Origin of the sequence: Amycolatopsis pretoriensis (assembly GCF_900107925.1) — a bacterium.
GTDB lineage: Bacteria > Actinomycetota > Actinomycetes > Mycobacteriales > Pseudonocardiaceae > Amycolatopsis > Amycolatopsis pretoriensis.
Window position 1 is genome coordinate 1 of sequence record NZ_FNUJ01000012.1, and the last position, 16,714, is coordinate 16,714.

Sequence of the window (16,714 nt, forward strand, 5' to 3'; positions counted from 1 at the left end):
CGTGGTCGCCAGGGTGCGGGCGGCGGCCCGGCCGAGGCTCAGTGGTGCCTGGTCGGTGTCCACCGGGTCGGTGACGGTCACAGCGAAAACCACCCCATCATTCGGAAGCCGAGATTGCCCGGGACTGGCAACGAAGAATCAACATAGCAACGGCGTCCACGCGCACAATGACACGATCGGGTCCCACGCGGGAATCACCTGTTCGACACCCGACCATTTCGGACACGGCGTTCGGCCCGATCGTCACCCGCGGTTCGCAAGCGTCACCCGGTCGAGAAGACGCCCTGCTCGTAAGGGGAATCAGTGGTCGCTGCGGGGAGCGGCACGGGCCGTCGGGGCGCCGTCGAACTGGGCCGAACCGGCGACAATCACGCCGTGGGTGAGGCCACTCGGATGAATCGAACAATACCCGGTTGTCCGGCCGGAAATGCGTGGACTAACTTGACCTTCCCGGCGTGAATGCGCCGGCGCGGAAAGGACGTGGATGAACATCTTCGTGGCCGGCGGGCTCTGGGTGGCCGGCGCGGCCCTCGTCGGGGGCGTGATCGCGTACCTGGTCCGCCGGTTCGGCTGGGACGAGGGGCGGCCCGACAACAACGACGCGGCGGGCCAGGTGTTCACCATCGTCGGCGGGCTGCACGCGGTGCTGGTCGCCTTCATCCTGATCTCGCTGTTCGACTCGGTCGGCTCGGCTAGCCAGGACGCGCAGACCGAAGCGGACAGCCTGGTCGCGGCGACGTGGGCGGCCGACGCGCTGCCGGCCGAGACGAAGGACCGCGTGCACCAGCTCGCCGTCGCCTACGCCCGGACCGTCGAGCAGCAGGAGTGGCCGCGGCTGGCCGACGGCGGCGAGATCGCCGCCACGGGCTGGACGCAGCTGGACCAGATGCGCCAGGCCGTCGCGGCCGCCGACGTCGACGGCGACTGGGCGATCGACCGCAAGACCGAGGCGAGCAACCAGCTCTGGTCGGTGTACCAGGCCCGCACGCAGCGGCTGAACAACGCGGGCGGCGGCGGGGTCGGCGCGGTCGTCTGGTTCGCGCTGATCCTCGGCAGCCTGATCACCGCGATCCTGCTGCCCAACCTGTTCGGCGGCACGCGGCTGGCGGCGCACGTCATCATCGTCTCGACGCTGGCCGGCACGATCACCTTGCTGCTCTTCGCGATCTACCAGCTGCAGAACCCGTTCAGCGGGGGCGCGAAGGTGTCGGCGGAGGCGTTCACCAACGCGCTGGACCGGCTGGCTTGACCGGCACGCGGGCCCGCTGGGCGGCGATGCTCGGCGTGGCGGCGGCGGTCTCGGCGGTGCTGGCGGCGACGGGCTGGCTCGCACCGGCGTCGTCCTCGAAGCGGCCGGCGGCCCAGGACCCGGGCACCTGCACGATCCTGCAGGCGGAGAACGAACGCGACGGCGCGCCGACGACGTTGCGGCTGCTGTCCCTGCCCGACGGGACCACGAAACGCCTGACCCAGGCCGGGTACTGGATCAACGCGATGGGGTACTCGGCTTCGCAAGACGTCGTCTACGGCGTCGCGGACGGCACGCGCCGAGGCCGCTACGACCACGGCGCGCACGCGGTGCGGATCGACGCGTCGGGGGCGGTGACGGACCTCGGGGTGGTCGGCCGCGCGGGCGCGCAACGTCCGGTGTGGAGCCAGGTCACCGGCGCGACGGCAGGCGCGATCGCCGGGAACCGCTGGTACGTGAGGCAGGACAGCGATCTGTACACAGTGGACGTCGACCCGGCGTCGGCGGACTACGTGCGGGTGGTCCACCGGACGGCGCTGCGGCCGGTGTCGCTCGCGGTGGGCGTGGACGACTTCGCGTACGACTCGGCGTCCGGCCTGCTGTACGGGGTGTCGACGACTTCGCGCGGCGACAGTTCGGTGGTGACCTTGGACCCGGCGACGGGGAAGGTCGTGGTGGTGCCGGGACTGCGTTTCCCGCGCGGGGGAGCGTACGGGTCGGTGGTGCTGGCACCGGACGCGATCTACGGGACGGCCAACCGGGCCGGGCGCCGGAGCGTGACCTACCGACTGCCCCGGGACGGTTCGGGCCCGGCGGTCGAGGTGTCGACCGGGCCCGCGTTGGTGAGCGGGGACGCCGCGGGGTGCTTCGCCGAGGCTCCGCCGCCGCCACCGCCACCTCCGCCTCCGCCTCCCACGACCAGTTCGGAGTCACCGGCTCCGACCACTACGCCTTCTCCGCCGCCGTCTTCGTCGAGCACGCCGGAGCCGCCACCGCCGTCGCAGCCGCCGCCGGTGGAGCAACCGGCGGCCGTGGTGGCCCCGACGCCCACCCCGACTCCGACCCCGGAGGCCACTCCGGAGCCGAAGGCGGTGGAGCCCCCTCCGGCCCCGCCACCGTCGAAGCGGCGCGTGCAGCCGACGGAGAAACCGCAGCCGGTGGTCGAGGACACGGGAGCGCGGACGCAGGAGAAACGCCGCTGGGGCCTGACGGCCCTGATCCTGGTCCTGGGCACCGGCGCGGCAGTGGGCCACGTCCGCCGGCACCGCTGACCCAGACCCGTCGTGAGTGGCAATTCGGGTTAGAACCCTAATTGCCACTCACGACGAGCCGCGGCAGACCGGCTTCCGGAGGGTGCGTCGCGGAGTTGTGCCGGCGTGGTGCCCGGCGCTCGCGGCCGCCGGGGCCGCCACGCCGCGGCCGGGCTGAGGTGACCACCACACCTTGCCGCGGGACCGTTAACGCCCCGGCCTCCTCGAAGCCGTCCACCGTCCACTTCGGGCACGGAGACTCCTCCTCCGGTGCGGGTCCACGCGCCGGAGGAGGAGAAACGGGATGAAGCGGGTAACGATCGCCCTGGTCGCCGGGGTGCTGGCGCTGCCACTGGCCGCCGGGCCGGCCGAAGCGCACGACCCCGGGCCGCGGGCGAAGGACGACCACCTCCGGACCCACGCCGGGCGGGCCCTGACCGCGGACGTGCTCCGCAACGACCGCGGCACCGCCGTCGTCCGGCACACCGCCGCCGCGCACGGGACCGTCGACCTCGACGCCGCCGGCCACCTCCGCTACACCCCGGCCCCGGGCTTCACCGGCCGGGATTCCTTCACCTACACCGTTTCCGACGCGGTGAAGCTCTACCCGACGAACCTCAAGCCGCTCGCCACGATCGGCGGCGTGGCGATCAAGGGCGGCGCGTACGGCTCCGCGCTCACCCCGGTCCCCGGCGAGCGGGACGAGTTCTACGGCCTCACCGACCGCGGTCCCAACGTCGACGCGCCCGACGGCGGCAAGATCGAACCGCTGCCCGCCTTCACCCCGGCCATCGGGAAGTTCCGGCTCCGCGACGGGAAAGCCGTGCTGGAGCGCGCCATCCCGCTGCGCGCCGCGGACGGCACCCCGTACAACGGCCAGGTCAGCCCGCTCGCCGACACCGGCGAGAAGATCGTCGACCTGAACGGGAACGTCCTGCCGAAGTCCGCGAACGGCTACGACTCCGAAGGCCTCGTCGCGCAGAAGGACGGCACCTTCTGGGTCTCCGACGAGTACGGCCCCTTCATCACCCACTTCGGCCGCGACGGCCGCGCGATCGAGCGGCTCTCACCGTACGACGGCTCGCTGCCGGCCGAACTGAAGTACCGCGTCCCCAACAAGGGCATGGAAGGCCTCGCGCTGACCCCGGACGGCCGGACGCTCGTCGGCGTCATGCAGTCCGCGCTGCAGCAGCCCGACCTGACGAAGAAGCCGGGCAACGTCACCACGCTGCGGATCGTCACCGTCGACCTGCGCACGCGCGCCACCCACGAGTACCTCTACCTGCTCGACGACCCGGACACCACGGGCACCGCGGTCAGCGAGATCACCGCGCTCTCGGCCACGCGCTTCCTCGTCGACGAGCGCGACGGCAAGCCGGAACCGGGCGCGTACAAGAAGCTGTACGAAATCGACCTGACCGGCGCCACCGACGTCGGCCCGCGCGCCGCGGGCTACGACGCCGTCAAGGGCGGCGTCCTGGTCAGCGGCAAGAGCATCGACGCCTACGTCGGCAAGGACACCACCGTCCAGGCGACGAAGGACCTCGCCGCCGCCGGGATCACGCCGGTGAGCAAGAAGCTGTACCTCGACCTCGGCGCCCTGGTCACCGGCCTGGACCCGAGCGGCGGCTTCTTCGGGCACGACAAGGTCGAGGGCGTCGCGACTACCGACGGCGGCCGCACGCTCGTCATCAGCAACGACAACGACTTCGGCATCGACGGCGTCACGAACGCGGCCCCGCCGTACGCGCTGCACCCGAAGACGCTGCCGGACGGCCGCCAGGACGACGGCGAGTACCTCGCGGTCGACACGACCAAGCTCCCCGCGGCGACGAGCACCGCGACGGTCACGATCGACGTGCGGTAGCTAGTACTTGAACTGGTCGACGTTGTCGGCGGTGATGAGCAGCGGATCGCCCAGCAGGACGGTCTTCGACGCGGAGTCGTACTTCACCGCCGGCAACTCCAGGCTCACCTTGTTGACCGGCTGGAGCGGCTTGCCGTCGGCGACCTGCTTCGCCGTCCACGCGGTCAGGTAGCCCAGCGACTCGACGTTCCACAGCACCGACTGCGAGCAGGAACCGTCGAGCAGGTAGGGCTTGATCGCCTGCGGCGTCCCGACGCCGACGGTGAACACCTGCCCGATCTTCTGCTCCTCGCGCACGGCCTTCGCGACGCCGGGTGCCGACGTCGTGCACTCGCCGACCAGGCCGGTGAGCGCCGGGTGGCGGGCCATCAGTTCCTTGGCGAGGTTCGTCGCGTTGTCCTGGTCCTCGCCCGCGTACAGCGTCTCGACGAGCCGGGCCGCCGGGTAGTGCTCGGCCGCGTACTCCTGCTGGACGGAGATCCAGGCGTTGAGGTTCGCCGCGGCCGGTCCACACGAGACGATCCCCCACTCGCCGGTGCCGCCGGTCCGCTTCATCAGCGCTTCGGTGAGCGCGGTGCCGATCCCCTGGGCGCTGGCCTGGTTGACGAACACCTCGCGCTGCGTGCCCGGCGCGTCGGTGTCCGAGGTGAGCACGTGGATGCCCTTGGTGCGGGCTTCGGCGATCACCGGCGCGAGCGCGGCCGGGTCGTTCGGCGCGACGACGATGACGTCGACCTTCTTGGCGATCAGATCGCGCACGATGCTCACCTGGGCATCGGGATCGACGGTCTTCGGGCCGACGGTCGACCACTGCACGCCGAGTTGCTTCGCCGCCTCGAGGCCGCCGGTGTTCATGGCCTGGAAGTACGGGATGCCGTCGACCTTCGGCACGAACGCGATCCGCGTCGGCGCGGGCGCGTCCAGCTGTTCCGAGCAGCCCCCGAGCGCGAGCGCCGCACCCAGCAGCAGCGTCGCGACCAGCCGGAACGTCTTCGTCGGCCCTCGCATCCCCACCCATTCCTCGGGACTTTCGATCGGTCTGCGCACGGTGGAGACCAAGGGGGAAGGTAGGGCCATGTGTAACGGTGGTCAACGGGATGTGCGCAAAGGGTTACGGAAGTGAGTTCTACCTCGTGGGTTTCTGGCGGATATTCGCCGGTCCGGCGGTGTTGGTCACGGTCGGTGACGACGATCGGGCGATCCGTGTCCGTTGTGGCGCGCGAGACACACGCTTCAATACCCCGCAGGGGTATAGTCGCCCGCATGAACGAACAGCACGGCGCTTCGTGGGCGACAGCGATCCAGGCGACCCTGCACTGCCTGACCGGCTGTGCGATCGGTGAGGTGCTCGGCATGGTCCTCGGCACGGCGTTCGGCCTGCACAACGCGACGACCGTCGTCCTGTCGATCGTGCTCGCGTTCGTCTTCGGCTACGGCCTGACCATGTGCGGCGTGCTGAAGTCGGGGCTGCCGGCGGCGGCCGCGTTCAAGGTCGCGCTGGCCGCGGACACCGTCTCGATCGCCGTCATGGAACTGATCGACAACACGGTCGTCGTGGCGATCCCCGGGGCGATGGACGCCGGCCTGGCCAGTTTCCTCTTCTGGCTGGCACTGGTGCTCTCGCTGGCGATCGCGTTCGTCGTCACCGTGCCGGTGAACAAGTGGATGATCGGGCGCGGCCTCGGCCACGCGAAGGTGCACGCGCACCACCAGCACTGACGGGCCGGGGAGGTGGCGGCCTCCCCGGTCGGCGGGTCAGACGCGCGACAGGTCGACGGCCCGGTCGACCTTCGCCCGGTCGAGCACCCGCAAGATGCCTTCCAACAGGTAGTAGTCGGCGTAGGGGAGTGACACCTCGATGCCGTCCTCGGCCGGCCGGTTGCGGGTGCAGCGCGCGACGCTCGCCTCGGCCCGCGCCGACTTCGTCGTCAGGCACGTCTGCGAGATCGCCGAGAGGATCCGCAGCGCGGCGTCGCGGTACTGCGCGCGGTGCGTGATCTCGGCGAGGTCGAGCAGGCCGCAGGCCATGATGACCCCGGCGGAGGCGTCTTTGATGTCGTTCGGTGCCTGGGGGGCGAGGTAGTCCCACACCGGCACGTGGTCCGACGTCAGGTGCGACAGCGCGAAGTCCGCCAGTCGCCGGGCAGTGGTCAGGAACTCCTTGTCACCGGTGCGGCGGTGGATGGTCGTGAACCCGTAGACCCCCCACGCCTGCCCGCGCGACCAGCACGACGCCGGGCTGTAGCCCTGCACGGTGTTCGGCCCGATCGGCGCGCCGGTGACCGGGTCGAAGTCGAAGACGTGCGGGGTCGACCCGTCCGGGCGGACGAAGTTGCGCTGCGCGGTCTTGGCGTGCGCGACGGCGATTTCGAGGTACTGCGGATCTCCGGTCTGCTTGCTCGCGAACGCCAGCAGATCGAGGTTCATCATCGTGTCCATGATGACGCGGCCCGCGTTGTTCGGGTCGTTCAGCGCACCCCAGGCGCGGATGAACTTCCCGGCCGGGTTGTACCGCTTGATCAGCGACGACGCGGCCTGCACCGCGCCCGTCTTCCACTTCTCGTCGCCGGTGAGCCGGTACGCGGTCACCCACGACGGGTAGAAGAGGAAACCGAGGTCGTGCGTACTGGTGTCGTTCTGGCGCGGCGCCAGTTTCTCCGCGGACGCCAGCGCGAGGGTCTTGAATTGTTCGTCACCGCTGTGCAGCCAGGCCAGCCACAACTGGCCAGGCCAGAATCCGCCGACCCAGTCGCCATTCTGCGAATAGGTCCATTTCTCGAACTTCGTGCCGACCGGAAACGCGGTGACGCCGGGCGCCACCGCGCGGAGCTTGGCCACCGCGTAATCGGCCGCTTGGCGGAGCGTCCGGGTGGCCGATGCCTGGTCGGAGGCATCGAGAGGGGCCGCCGAGGCGGCCGTCGAAGTGCTGGCGCTCGCCGCCACCGCGGCGCCGGCCGCGGTGGTCAGCAGGGTTCTCCGGGTAACGCTCACAGGTGCCCGCCATTCCGTGTGGGGAAATGCTCCAGGTTCCCGGAAGTTTTCCACAACGGACTGGCGCTTGTACACCCGGCGGATAGTCGTTCAAGGTTGTGAATTGGTGTTCCGGTGGGCGGGATATTCGCAGTGCGAGAACGCGTCCCGCGCCAGAAAAGGGCGAAGGCCCGGCGGGGGAATGCCGGGCCTTCGCGTCATCGCGGGGTGAGGGCAGTCGACCACGCGACGCTCGGGGCTCGCTCGAGCCGTGGATCAGCAGTGGGGCGCGACCGGGAGGTCGGAGCCCGTCTGCAGGTAGGTGTCCGACACGTAGTGGCCGGCGCCGATCCGGTCCCAGATGGTGCTGGTGCCGAAGGTGCCGGTGACGCTGTCACCCTCGACGTAGCACTCGATGTTGACCCGGGCGTAGTTCGCGGCGAGGCCCTTGATGGCGGCCGAGGTGCTGGCGCTCGCCCGGACGTTCATCGGGTCGCCGGCGGTCTTCACCAGGCCGGTCGGGCCGGAGCCGGTCCACAGGTAGCTGACGTTGACGTTCCCGTTGTCGGACATGCCGAGGCCGTCCCAGAAGACGCCGTCGGCGAGGTCGATGCCGGCCGGGTTGCCGACCTTGTAGCCGAGGTCGTCCTTACCGCCGTTGTAGCCGTTGTGGTAGGCCGCGTACGCCTCGGGCGTGCCCTGCGGGAGGTCCTTGTACTCGTAGCGCACCGAAGCCGGGTTCCAGTAGTCGTCCTTGGTGTTCCACGGGCCGACGTCCCACACCGGGGCGTACTCGCAGCGGCTGTTGTCGGTCTTGCAGACGCGGACGCTGTAGTCGCCGGTGCCCTTGGGGGCCAGGCCCCGCCCGGACGGCAGCGCGACGAAGTGGTCGCGGCTGGTGATGATGTGGCCGTTGGCGGTCTTGCCGCCGATCAGGCCTTCGCGGGTGCCGTAGACCTTGTAGGTCAGCGCGGTGGCCGCGGCGAGCGCGTTGACTTGCGGGGCAGTGTCGGCGCTCAGGGCGAGACCCCGGACGGCCGGGCGGAGGCCGTCGGTGTCGCTGTGCAGGCTGATCCGCGCTTGAACGGAGCTGACGGCGGTCTTGAACGCGGTGCCGGCGGGCGTCCACTCGGTCCAGGCGTTCACGCCGGTGCGGCCGCGCACCTCGACGTCGACGGTGGTGCCCTTGGGGGCGTCGGCGGAGAGCTGTGCGCTGACGCGGTTCGCCGCGGCGCCGAGGGTGTGTTCGGCGGTGACGAAGCTGCCTTCACTGCCGGCGAAGACCTGCGCGGTTCTGTGCCACGCGGCGTCGGCCAGGGTCAGGGTTCCGTTCGCGGCGCTCACGTTGACGTCGTCGTAGTCCACAGTGGACACGTTTTCCTGCCAGGTGGCAGTGGCGGTGGTCGCGGTGGTGGCGGCCTGGGCGGGGGCTCCGGCCAGCGCCGTCACCGCCCCGGCGGCCAGGACCGCCGCGGTCACGCGGCCGGCCTTCATGATCCGGATCATCCCCGGTTCTCCTCTCGCACTCGTTCACTCGAACGTGGCGAAAGGTTGGCCGGGCGGCGTACATGATCCGTACAAGCGGGAGGTGCGTCAGGCCGAAACGATGTGCGGCGACTCCGCCACCGAGCCCGACCCCACGGCCTCCGGCGGCCGAGACGACAGCTCCCGCCAAATCGCCAAAGCCCGCTCCGAATAGTCCCGAGATCGCTCGGGCTGCGAAAGCGCCCGGTGCAACTCACCGAGCAACTGCGAAACCTCGGCCTCCGACCGCCGGTCCCCGTTGCGCCGGTGCACGGACAACGAGTTCACCAGCAGCAGCTGCGCGTGCGCGAAGTCCCCGCTGTGGAGGCACAGCTCGCCGAGGTTCTGGTTGGCGTACCCCACGCAATGGTCGTCACCCAGGTCGGTGAAGATCGCGATCGCCTGGTCGACGTGCTCGCGGGCGGCCGCCAGGTTGCCCTGGTGCTGGAACAGCAGCCCCAGCCTCTTGTACGCGTGGGCTTCGCGGTGGCGGTCGCCGATCGCCGCCGACAGCTCCAGGGCGTCCGTGAACCAGCGCTTCGCCGCCGCGTAGCAGCCTCGCGACATCCAGACCGCGCCCGCGCCCAGTCTCGCCACCGCTTCGCCGTTCGGGTCGCCTTCCTCCGCGAACAGCTTCAGTGCCTCGTGGCAGTGGTCCAGCGCCAAGCCGTCTTCGCCGTCGATGCGCAGGATCGTCGCGAGTCCCGTCAACGCGATCGCCACGCCCTGGGCGTCGCCGATCCGCTCGAACAGTGCCTTCGACTCCGCGAACGCCACCCGCGAACCGGCGTACTCGTCCTGGTAGAGCAAGTACTGCCCGAGGTTGCGCTGCACGATCGCCTCCGCGCGCAGTGAACCCGTCCGGCGGGCCGCCTCCAGCGCGATCGTGTGCGTGCTGTGCCAGTCGTCCTGGTGGCCGCGCAGGTCGAAGTACGGCGTCAACGCCGACGCCAGTTGCCACGCGAGGTCGTCGAAACCGTGCGAAGCGGCCAGCGAAACCGCCGCGACACTCGTGTGCCGCTCCGCCGCGAACCACTCCGCCGCGTCGTCCGGCAGCACGTCCGCCGGCACCTCCGGCCGCGGCAGCTCGTCGTCGCAGTACATGCCGAAGAAGTGCAACGGCATCCGCCGCGCGGCCTCCAAAGCCAGCGCCAAGTACTTGGTCAGTACCCGCCGAAGTGCCGCACGCGTCTTCGCCGCGTCACTCTGCTCAGCCAGCTCCACGGCGTACACGCGCAGCAAGTCGTGCAGCCGGTACCGCGGCTGCCCGGCCGAATCCGAGCCGACGAGCTCGACGAGGTGGCCGTCGACCAGCACGTCCAGAACGTCGTCGGCCTCCCGGCGGCCCAGCACCGCCGCGACCGCCCACGCCGGGAACTGGACCGGCCCCAGCAGGCCCAGCCCGCGGAACGCCGTCGCCGCCGACATCGGCAGCAGGTCGTACGACAGTGTCACGCTCGCGCGGACGGCCAGGTCGCCGACGCGCAGCTCGTCGAGCCGCCGGTGCTCGTCGCGCAGGCGGTCGGCCAGCAGCCGCAGCGTCCAGCCCGGCCGGTGCGTCAGCTTGGCGCCGGCCACCCGGATCGCCAGCGGCAGGTGCCCGCACTGGCGCAGGATCGCCGCCGCGCTCTCGGGTTCGGCGGCCACGCGCTCGGCGCCGACGATGCCCTCCAGCAGCCGGGCACCCTCGTCCTCGGGCAGCAGGTCGACGTCGACCGGCTTCGCCCCGGCGAGCCCGGGCAGCCGGATCCGGCTGGTCACCAGCACCGCGCACGCCCCGGCGCCCGGCAGCAGCGGACGCACCTGGGCGGCGCTGCCGGCGTCGTCGAGCACGATGCACATCCGCCGCCCGGCCAGCCGCGACCGCAGCAGCGCCGAGCGTTCCGCCGGTTCGCGCGGCAGGCCCGCGTCCGGGATGCCCAGCGCGCGCAGCAGTTCGGCGAGCACGCCCATCGGCGCCCGCGGCGACGACGACGTGCCGGCCAGGTCGACGTGCAGCTGCCCGTCGGGGAAGTCGTCGCGGACCGCGTGCGCGACCCGGACCGCGACCGCCGACTTCCCGACGCCGGGGGCGCCGGAGAGCACGACGACGGCGGGCGTGCCCGAGTCCGCGCGCTCGCGCAGCAGGCCGACGACCTCGCGGAGCACGTCGTCGCGGCCGGTGAAGTCGGGCAGGTCCAGCGGCAGCTGGCAGACCGGGACGAACTCCGCCGCGCGCACGGCGGGTGCGGTTTCGGAGACCAGGGTCGCGCGCAGTTCGCGCAGCCGCGCGCCGGGTTCGGCGGCGAGCTCGTCGCGCAGGACGCGCTCGGCGGATTCGTAGGCCTCGACGGCGTCCGCGGTCCGCCCGGCCGCGCGCAACGCGACGATCAGTTGCGCCCACAGTTCTTCGCGCAGCGGGTGTTCGGTGACCAGTCCGCGCAGCTCGGCGACGGCCTCGCCGCTGCGGCCGAGGTCGATCCGCGCGCGCAGGCGTTGTTCCTGGACGGACAGGCGGAGTTCGGTGAGCCGGGCGACGGTCGCGCCCCAGCTGTGGTCGTGCGGCAGTCCTTCGAGGACTTCGCCGCGCCACAGCGCGTCGGCCCGGTCGAGGAATCCGAGAGCGCTCTCGGTGTCGGCGCGGTCGAGCGCTTCCCGGGCTTCGCCCGCCAAGGCCGTGAAGGCGAGGTGGTCCAGTTCCTCCGGCGACGCGGTCAGCAGGTAGCCGGAGGCCCGGCTGCTGATCCGTTCGCCCAGGTCGGGGTCGATCTCGGCGAACCGTCTTCGCAGGGAGTGGACGTACGTGCGGATGTTCGCCGCGGCCGACCGCGGCGCCGATTCCGGCCACAGCACCTCGACCAGCACGTCGGCGGACACGACGACGTTCGGCTGCAGCGCCAGCGCGGCCAGCAGCAGCCGGGGCTTCGGCCCGCCGAGCGGGATCACCCGCCCGGAAGCGGTGACCTCCAGCGGTCCGAGGACGCGGATGGTAAACGAGGTGGCCTCAACCTGCCCGATGAGTTCCCCCATAACCGGATGCTATGGCCCGATCGCCGGCCGGGCTAGATCCATTCGGAGTGTCTGCGCACGCCGCGGGCGCTTTGTACGAGTCGTGTACGAGCCCCGGTCACGCTCCCGCCATGAAGCGTTCGAACCTCCGGCGTTTGGCCGGCTCAGTGGTCGTGCTCGCGACGGTCGGCGCGCTCGCGGTGGGCGGCGCGCTCGAAGCGTCGGCGGCCGCGACCGGCACCGTCAAGACCGCGGGCGACCCCCTCAACGTCCGCCGGGCGCCCACCGCGAGCGCCACGGCCGTCAAGACCGTCGCCAATGGCGCGTCAGTGACCATCGACTGTCAGATCAGTGGTTCTTCAGTGACCGGGACCTACGGCACGAGCACGTTGTGGGACTACGTGCCGGCACTCGGCGGGTACATCTCGGACACCTACGTCTACACCGGTTCCGACCTGCGGATCGCGCCCGACTGCGGGGTCGGCTCGGGTAGCGGTCAGTGCGCCGGCAGTTGCGCGGGGGAGGGGCAGTACCGCTCGTCCGACTCGCACTTCCTGGTCTACGACACGAACGCGGACGGCTATTCGGCCGTCGTCGCGTACTGGCTCAAGGGCGGCGCCGGGCCGTTCTACGTCTGGAACTCCGGTGGCGAGGGCACGAAGGTCGACAAGGCCGTGAGCGTCCCGCACGGCGGCTGGGTCTTCTACAAGGTCTGCGTCGCCAACTACACGACGGGCAAGCCCGACCTCAAGTCCTGCAGCGACGGGCTCACCGACTTCGCGGCCTGACCGCGTCTCCCCTCCCCGAAAGGCTTTCCGACATGGTTGACCTCACCCGGCGCAAGGTGCTGCTCGGCGGGCTCGCCGCGGTCACCGCCACCGCGGCGTCGGCCGCGCTGCCGTCCTGGGCGAACGCCCGCACCGCCGCGGCCGCCCCCACGATCCACGACCCCTTCCAGCTCGGCGTCGCCTCCGGCGATCCGCTCCCCGACAGCGTGGTGCTGTGGACGAGACTCGCCCCGGCGCCGCTCAACCCGGACGGCTTCGGCGGCATGCCGGACGCCACGTACGCGGTCGACTGGGAGATCGCGAACGACGAGGCGTTCACCTCGATCGTGCAGAGTGGCCAGGCGAGCGCGGTCCGCGCGGCCGCGCACAGTGTCCACATCGAACCCGCGGGCTTGCAGCCCGCGCGGGAGTACTTCTACCGCTTCAAGACCGGCGGCTACATCTCGCCGGTCGGCCGGACGCGCACCGCGCCCGCCGCCGGGGCCGCGGTCAACCAGCTCAAGTACTGCTTCAGTTCCTGCCAGCACTGGGAGGAGGGCTACTACCACGCGTACAAGGGCATCGTGGCCGACGACCCGGACCTGGTGCTGTTCCTCGGCGACTACATCTACGAGAAGAAGTCGGGCCGTGCCGCCGCGGAACGCAACCCGCGCAGCCTCGCGTTCACCGAGGACGTGACGACGCTCGCGCAGTACCGCGCCCGCCACGCCCAGCACAAGACCGACGCCGACCTGCAGGCCGCGCACGCGATCGCGCCGTGGATCGTGGTGTTCGACGACCACGAAGTGATGAACAACTGGAACGGCACCACTTCGCCGGCCACGGCCGCGCGCAAGGCGGCCGGGTTCCAGGCCTTCTACGAGAACACCCCGATCCGCTCGACGGCCAAGCCGAACGGCTCGTCGATCCAGCTGTACCGCCAGTTCGTCTGGGGCAACCTGGCCCGCTTCCACATGCTCGACACGCGCCAGTACCGCAGCGCCCAGGTCGCCGACCCGTCCGGTTCGGCCGGTCCCGCCTGCACGGACATGCGCAGCACCTCGCGCAGCATCCTCGGCAGCACCGAAGAAGCCTGGCTGCTCAAGCAGTTCGAATCGCACCCGACGACGTGGGACTTCCTCGGCCAGCAGGTCTTCTTCGCCACGCGGGACGGCGACGGCAACAAGGCCACCTGCGAAAGCCCTGACTCCTGGCAGGGCTACGAGGCTTCCCGGAACCGGATCCAGCAGGGCTGGGTCGACCGCAAGGTCGCCAACCCGGTCGTGCTCACCGGCGACGTCCACCGGCACTGGGCGGCCGACCTGCGGCTGGACTACTTCGACCACAGCGACCCCGTCATCGGCTCCGAGCTGGTCACGACGTCGGTGACGAGCAACAGCGACACCGCGACCGCGCCGAGCTCGACCTGGTACGCGAACAACCCGCACGTCAAGTACTGCAAGGGCGAGCGCGGCTACGTCCGCGTCACGACGACGCCGGCGCAGACGCGGGCGGACTTCATGACGACGTCGGACACCAGCGTCTACGACCCGGCGTCGGTGGTGATCAAGAACGACCGCAGCTACGTAGTGCAAGCGGGCAAGCCCGGACTCCAGCAGGTCTGAGGCGGGGACGCTACGCTGCGTGACGTGACCGAAGAACTGGGCCTGCGGGAGCGCAAGAAGCTCCGCACACGGGCGGCGATCTCGGCGGCGGCGATCGGGCTCTTCCTCGAGCGCGGGTTCGACGCCGTCGGGGTCGCCGAGGTGGCGCGGGTGGCCGAGGTGTCCAAGCGGACCCTCTTCGCCTACTTCCCGTCCAAGGAGGACCTGGTGCTGCACCGGTTCGCCGACCACGAGACCGACGCGGCGGACGTCGTCCGCGCGCGCCGGCCGGGGCAGGGCGCGCTGTCGGCCCTGCGGGAGGCGTTCCTGCGAGGGCTCGAAGAGCGTTCGCCGGTCACGGGCCTCTGCGACGAGCCCGCGGTGCTCGCGGTGTTCCGGCTGGTCACCGGCACGCCGGCGCTGGTGGCGCGGCTGGCGGCGTTCACCTCCGCGGGGGAGGCGGCGCTGGCCGCCGCGCTCGCCGGCGCCGACGTCCCGCCGCTCGATTCCACGCTCGCCGCGGCGCAGATCGCGGCGGTCCGCCGGACCCTCGCGACGGCCAACATGGACGCGGTCGCCGCCGGGGTCCCCGCGGCCCGGCGGCACCCGGAGGCCGTCGAGGCGGCCGAACGGGCGTTCCACCTGCTGACGTCCGGGCTAGGGTTCGCCTGAGCCGCCCGGATCATGCCGGATTCATGGTCCGGACCATGACGAATGCACGGTATCGGCGGGCCCGGCGAAGGTAGACTGCGGGAATCCTGAAAGGACGCCGGCGCCGGCCCGGTGTCCCCGCCGCGGCGGTACCGCGGTTTCCGGCCTCACGAACACCGGGGGGACCCGCGTCCGACTGGGGGTGGCGCGGGTCTCTCCGGACCGCAAGAGGAATGGTGCTCCGCCGCTTTCCCGGCGATCTTGACACCCCGCTCGCGGCGCTCGTAGGCTGAGTGCTCCGCCGTCATGCCGAGCTTTTTCGCATCCATGACAAGGCGGTTCCCCGTGAAAAGATTCCTGCTGATTTCGTGCGCGGTGGCGGGACTGGTGGTGGCCGGTGCCGGCGTCACCACCGCCGCGCCCGGCGGCGTTTACGACGTCAAGGACTACGGCGCCAAGGGAAACGGGTCGACGAACGATTCCGGTGCCATCGACAAGGCGATCACGGCCGCGAACACCGCGGGCGGCGGCACGGTCCGGTTCACCTCCGGCACCTACAAGTCGGCCAACACCGTGCACCTGAAGAGCAACGTGACGATCCAGCTCGACGCCGGCGCGACGATCACCGGGTCGAGCGCGGACAGTTACGACAAGCCCGAGTCCAACCCGAACGACGACTACCAGGACTACGGCCACAGCCACTTCCACAACGCCATGTTCTTCGGCGACAAGCTGACGAACATCGGGTTCACCGGCGCCGGCACGATCGACGGCGGCGGCAACCTCATCACCGGCAACCCGAAGTCCGGCGAGGCCGACAAGATCCTGTCGCTCACCCGCTGTGACGGGCTCACACTGTCCGGGATCAAACTGCGTCGCGGCGGGCACTTCGCGGCGCTGATCAACGGCTGCACGAACGTCGTCTCCGACCACCTGACGATCGACACGGCGAGCGACCGCGACGGCTGGAACATCATCAGCACGACGAACGTCACGATCACCAACGCGACCATCGCGGCGAACGACGACGCCCTCGTGTTCAAGAGCGATTACGCGCTCGGCGCGAAACTGCCGAACGGCAACGTGACGGTGAACAACGCGAAACTTTCGGCCGTGTGCTGCAACGCGCTGATGTTCGGGTCCGAGACGTGCGGTGACTTCACCGGCTACCAGTTCTCGGACATCACGATCACCGGCGCGCACAAATCGGGTCTCGGCATCGTTTCGATGGACGGCGCGAAGATTTCCGACGTGCACTACCGCAACATCACGATGTCCGGCACGTATTCGCCGATCATGATGAAGATCGGCACGCGCAAGCGGTGCGGGAACAAGCCCGGCGTCGGCTCGATCAGCGGCATCACCTTCGACAATGTCACCGGCACGCACACGGGCACGAACTTCAGCCCGACGATCTGGGGCGCGGACAGTGGTCACCGCGTCTCCGACGTGACGTTCACCGGCGTCCACCTGACCGTCCCGGGCGGCAACGGCACGGCGGGCACGGGAGTGCCGAGCAACGACGCGACCGACTACAACCCGAAGTCGATCGGGACGCGGCCGTCGTACGGCTGGTACCTGCACTACGCGGCCGGCGTCAGGTTCGTGGACAGCTCGGTCGGGTTCGGCAAGGACGACGGCCGCCCGGCGAGCATCGTGAACAACAGTTCCGACGTGACGTTCGACCACTTCACGGCGGAGAAGGGGAGCAAGAGCCCGTTCGACGTCGGTTTCCAGACAGTGGCGGGTTACTGCGTCAAGGACTCGGCGACCACGTCGGGTTCGGCCCTTCGGGTGAACACCTCGGGGTCCAGTTCGAACTGCTGACACGAAGGGGCCCCGGC

Annotated in this window: 12 protein-coding genes; 8 read left to right on the forward strand and 4 right to left on the reverse strand. The window is 70.6% G+C overall.

The window, feature by feature from the left end:
* Positions 1-484 precede the first annotated feature (484 nt).
* From BLV96_RS40790 to BLV96_RS40800, 3 genes are all read left to right on the forward strand, one after another.
* Complete coding sequence (locus BLV96_RS40790) at positions 485-1,249, forward strand: bestrophin-like domain (protein WP_086683255.1); 765 nt, start codon at positions 485-487, stop codon at positions 1,247-1,249.
* On the forward strand, positions 1,246-2,520 hold the full coding sequence (locus BLV96_RS51355) for a DUF6923 family protein (protein ID WP_091390272.1): 1,275 nt from the start codon (positions 1,246-1,248) through the stop codon (positions 2,518-2,520). The genes BLV96_RS40790 and BLV96_RS51355 overlap by 4 nt, the downstream gene beginning before the upstream one ends.
* A gap of 283 nt (positions 2,521-2,803) precedes the next feature.
* Positions 2,804-4,366, forward strand: coding sequence for an esterase-like activity of phytase family protein (locus BLV96_RS40800; RefSeq protein ID WP_086677485.1), 1,563 nt, complete (start codon positions 2,804-2,806; stop codon positions 4,364-4,366).
* Here BLV96_RS40800 and BLV96_RS40805 read toward each other — a convergent pair whose 3' ends face one another.
* A complete protein-coding gene (locus BLV96_RS40805; RefSeq protein ID WP_208608464.1) occupies positions 4,367-5,374 on the reverse strand; it encodes an autoinducer 2 ABC transporter substrate-binding protein in 1,008 nt (335 codons plus the stop codon).
* Between the two features lie 255 nt (positions 5,375-5,629).
* Between BLV96_RS40805 and BLV96_RS40810 the strand changes: the two genes are divergently transcribed.
* Positions 5,630-6,085 (forward strand): DUF4396 domain-containing protein, encoded by a 456-nt coding sequence (locus BLV96_RS40810; RefSeq protein ID WP_086677489.1) that lies wholly within the window; start codon positions 5,630-5,632, stop codon positions 6,083-6,085.
* A 36-nt stretch (positions 6,086-6,121) separates the two neighbouring features.
* On the opposite strand, the gene BLV96_RS40815 is transcribed toward BLV96_RS40810, so the two are convergent.
* From BLV96_RS40815 to BLV96_RS40825, 3 genes are all read right to left on the reverse strand, one after another.
* Complete coding sequence (locus BLV96_RS40815; protein WP_086677491.1) at positions 6,122-7,357, reverse strand: glycoside hydrolase family 88 protein; 1,236 nt, start codon at positions 7,355-7,357, stop codon at positions 6,122-6,124.
* Between the two features lie 255 nt (positions 7,358-7,612).
* The gene (locus tag BLV96_RS40820) at positions 7,613-8,842 is read right to left on the reverse strand and encodes a hypothetical protein (protein ID WP_086677493.1); all 1,230 of its coding nucleotides are present in this window, start codon (positions 8,840-8,842) and stop codon (positions 7,613-7,615) included.
* A gap of 87 nt (positions 8,843-8,929) precedes the next feature.
* Positions 8,930-11,869: an AfsR/SARP family transcriptional regulator gene (locus tag BLV96_RS40825; RefSeq protein ID WP_086677495.1), complete on the reverse strand. Its 2,940-nt coding sequence runs from the start codon at positions 11,867-11,869 to the stop codon at positions 8,930-8,932.
* A gap of 110 nt (positions 11,870-11,979) precedes the next feature.
* On the opposite strand from BLV96_RS40825, the gene BLV96_RS40830 reads away from it, so the two are divergent.
* From BLV96_RS40830 to BLV96_RS40845, 4 genes are all read left to right on the forward strand, one after another.
* Positions 11,980-12,636, forward strand: coding sequence for an SH3 domain-containing protein (locus tag BLV96_RS40830; RefSeq protein WP_086677497.1), 657 nt, complete (start codon positions 11,980-11,982; stop codon positions 12,634-12,636).
* 32 nt (positions 12,637-12,668) lie between these two features.
* Entirely contained in the window at positions 12,669-14,240 is a 1,572-nt protein-coding gene (locus tag BLV96_RS40835) for an alkaline phosphatase D family protein (RefSeq protein ID WP_086677499.1), read from the forward strand.
* Between the two features lie 24 nt (positions 14,241-14,264).
* Positions 14,265-14,891 carry a TetR family transcriptional regulator gene (locus BLV96_RS40840; RefSeq protein WP_086677501.1) on the forward strand — a complete coding sequence of 209 codons (627 nt, stop codon included), beginning with the start codon at positions 14,265-14,267 and terminating at the stop codon, positions 14,889-14,891.
* A 324-nt stretch (positions 14,892-15,215) separates the two neighbouring features.
* Positions 15,216-16,697: a glycoside hydrolase family 28 protein gene (locus BLV96_RS40845; protein WP_086677503.1), complete on the forward strand. Its 1,482-nt coding sequence runs from the start codon at positions 15,216-15,218 to the stop codon at positions 16,695-16,697.
* Positions 16,698-16,714: the final 17 nt, after the last annotated feature.

Excerpts from the sequence above, each read along its gene's own strand:
- BLV96_RS40790 (WP_086683255.1), top strand. The coding sequence starts at position 485 with ATGAACATCTTCGTGGCCGGCGGGCTCTGGGTGGCCGGCGCGGCCCTC.
- BLV96_RS40800 (WP_086677485.1), top strand. The coding sequence starts at position 2,804 with ATGAAGCGGGTAACGATCGCCCTGGTCGCCGGGGTGCTGGCGCTGCCA.
- BLV96_RS40805 (WP_208608464.1), bottom strand. The coding sequence starts at position 5,374 with ATGCGAGGGCCGACGAAGACGTTCCGGCTGGTCGCGACGCTGCTGCTG.
- BLV96_RS40810 (WP_086677489.1), top strand. The coding sequence starts at position 5,630 with ATGAACGAACAGCACGGCGCTTCGTGGGCGACAGCGATCCAGGCGACC.
- BLV96_RS40820 (WP_086677493.1), bottom strand. The coding sequence starts at position 8,842 with ATGATCCGGATCATGAAGGCCGGCCGCGTGACCGCGGCGGTCCTGGCC.
- BLV96_RS40825 (WP_086677495.1), bottom strand. The coding sequence starts at position 11,869 with ATGGGGGAACTCATCGGGCAGGTTGAGGCCACCTCGTTTACCATCCGC.
- BLV96_RS40830 (WP_086677497.1), top strand. The coding sequence starts at position 11,980 with ATGAAGCGTTCGAACCTCCGGCGTTTGGCCGGCTCAGTGGTCGTGCTC.
- BLV96_RS40835 (WP_086677499.1), top strand. The coding sequence starts at position 12,669 with ATGGTTGACCTCACCCGGCGCAAGGTGCTGCTCGGCGGGCTCGCCGCG.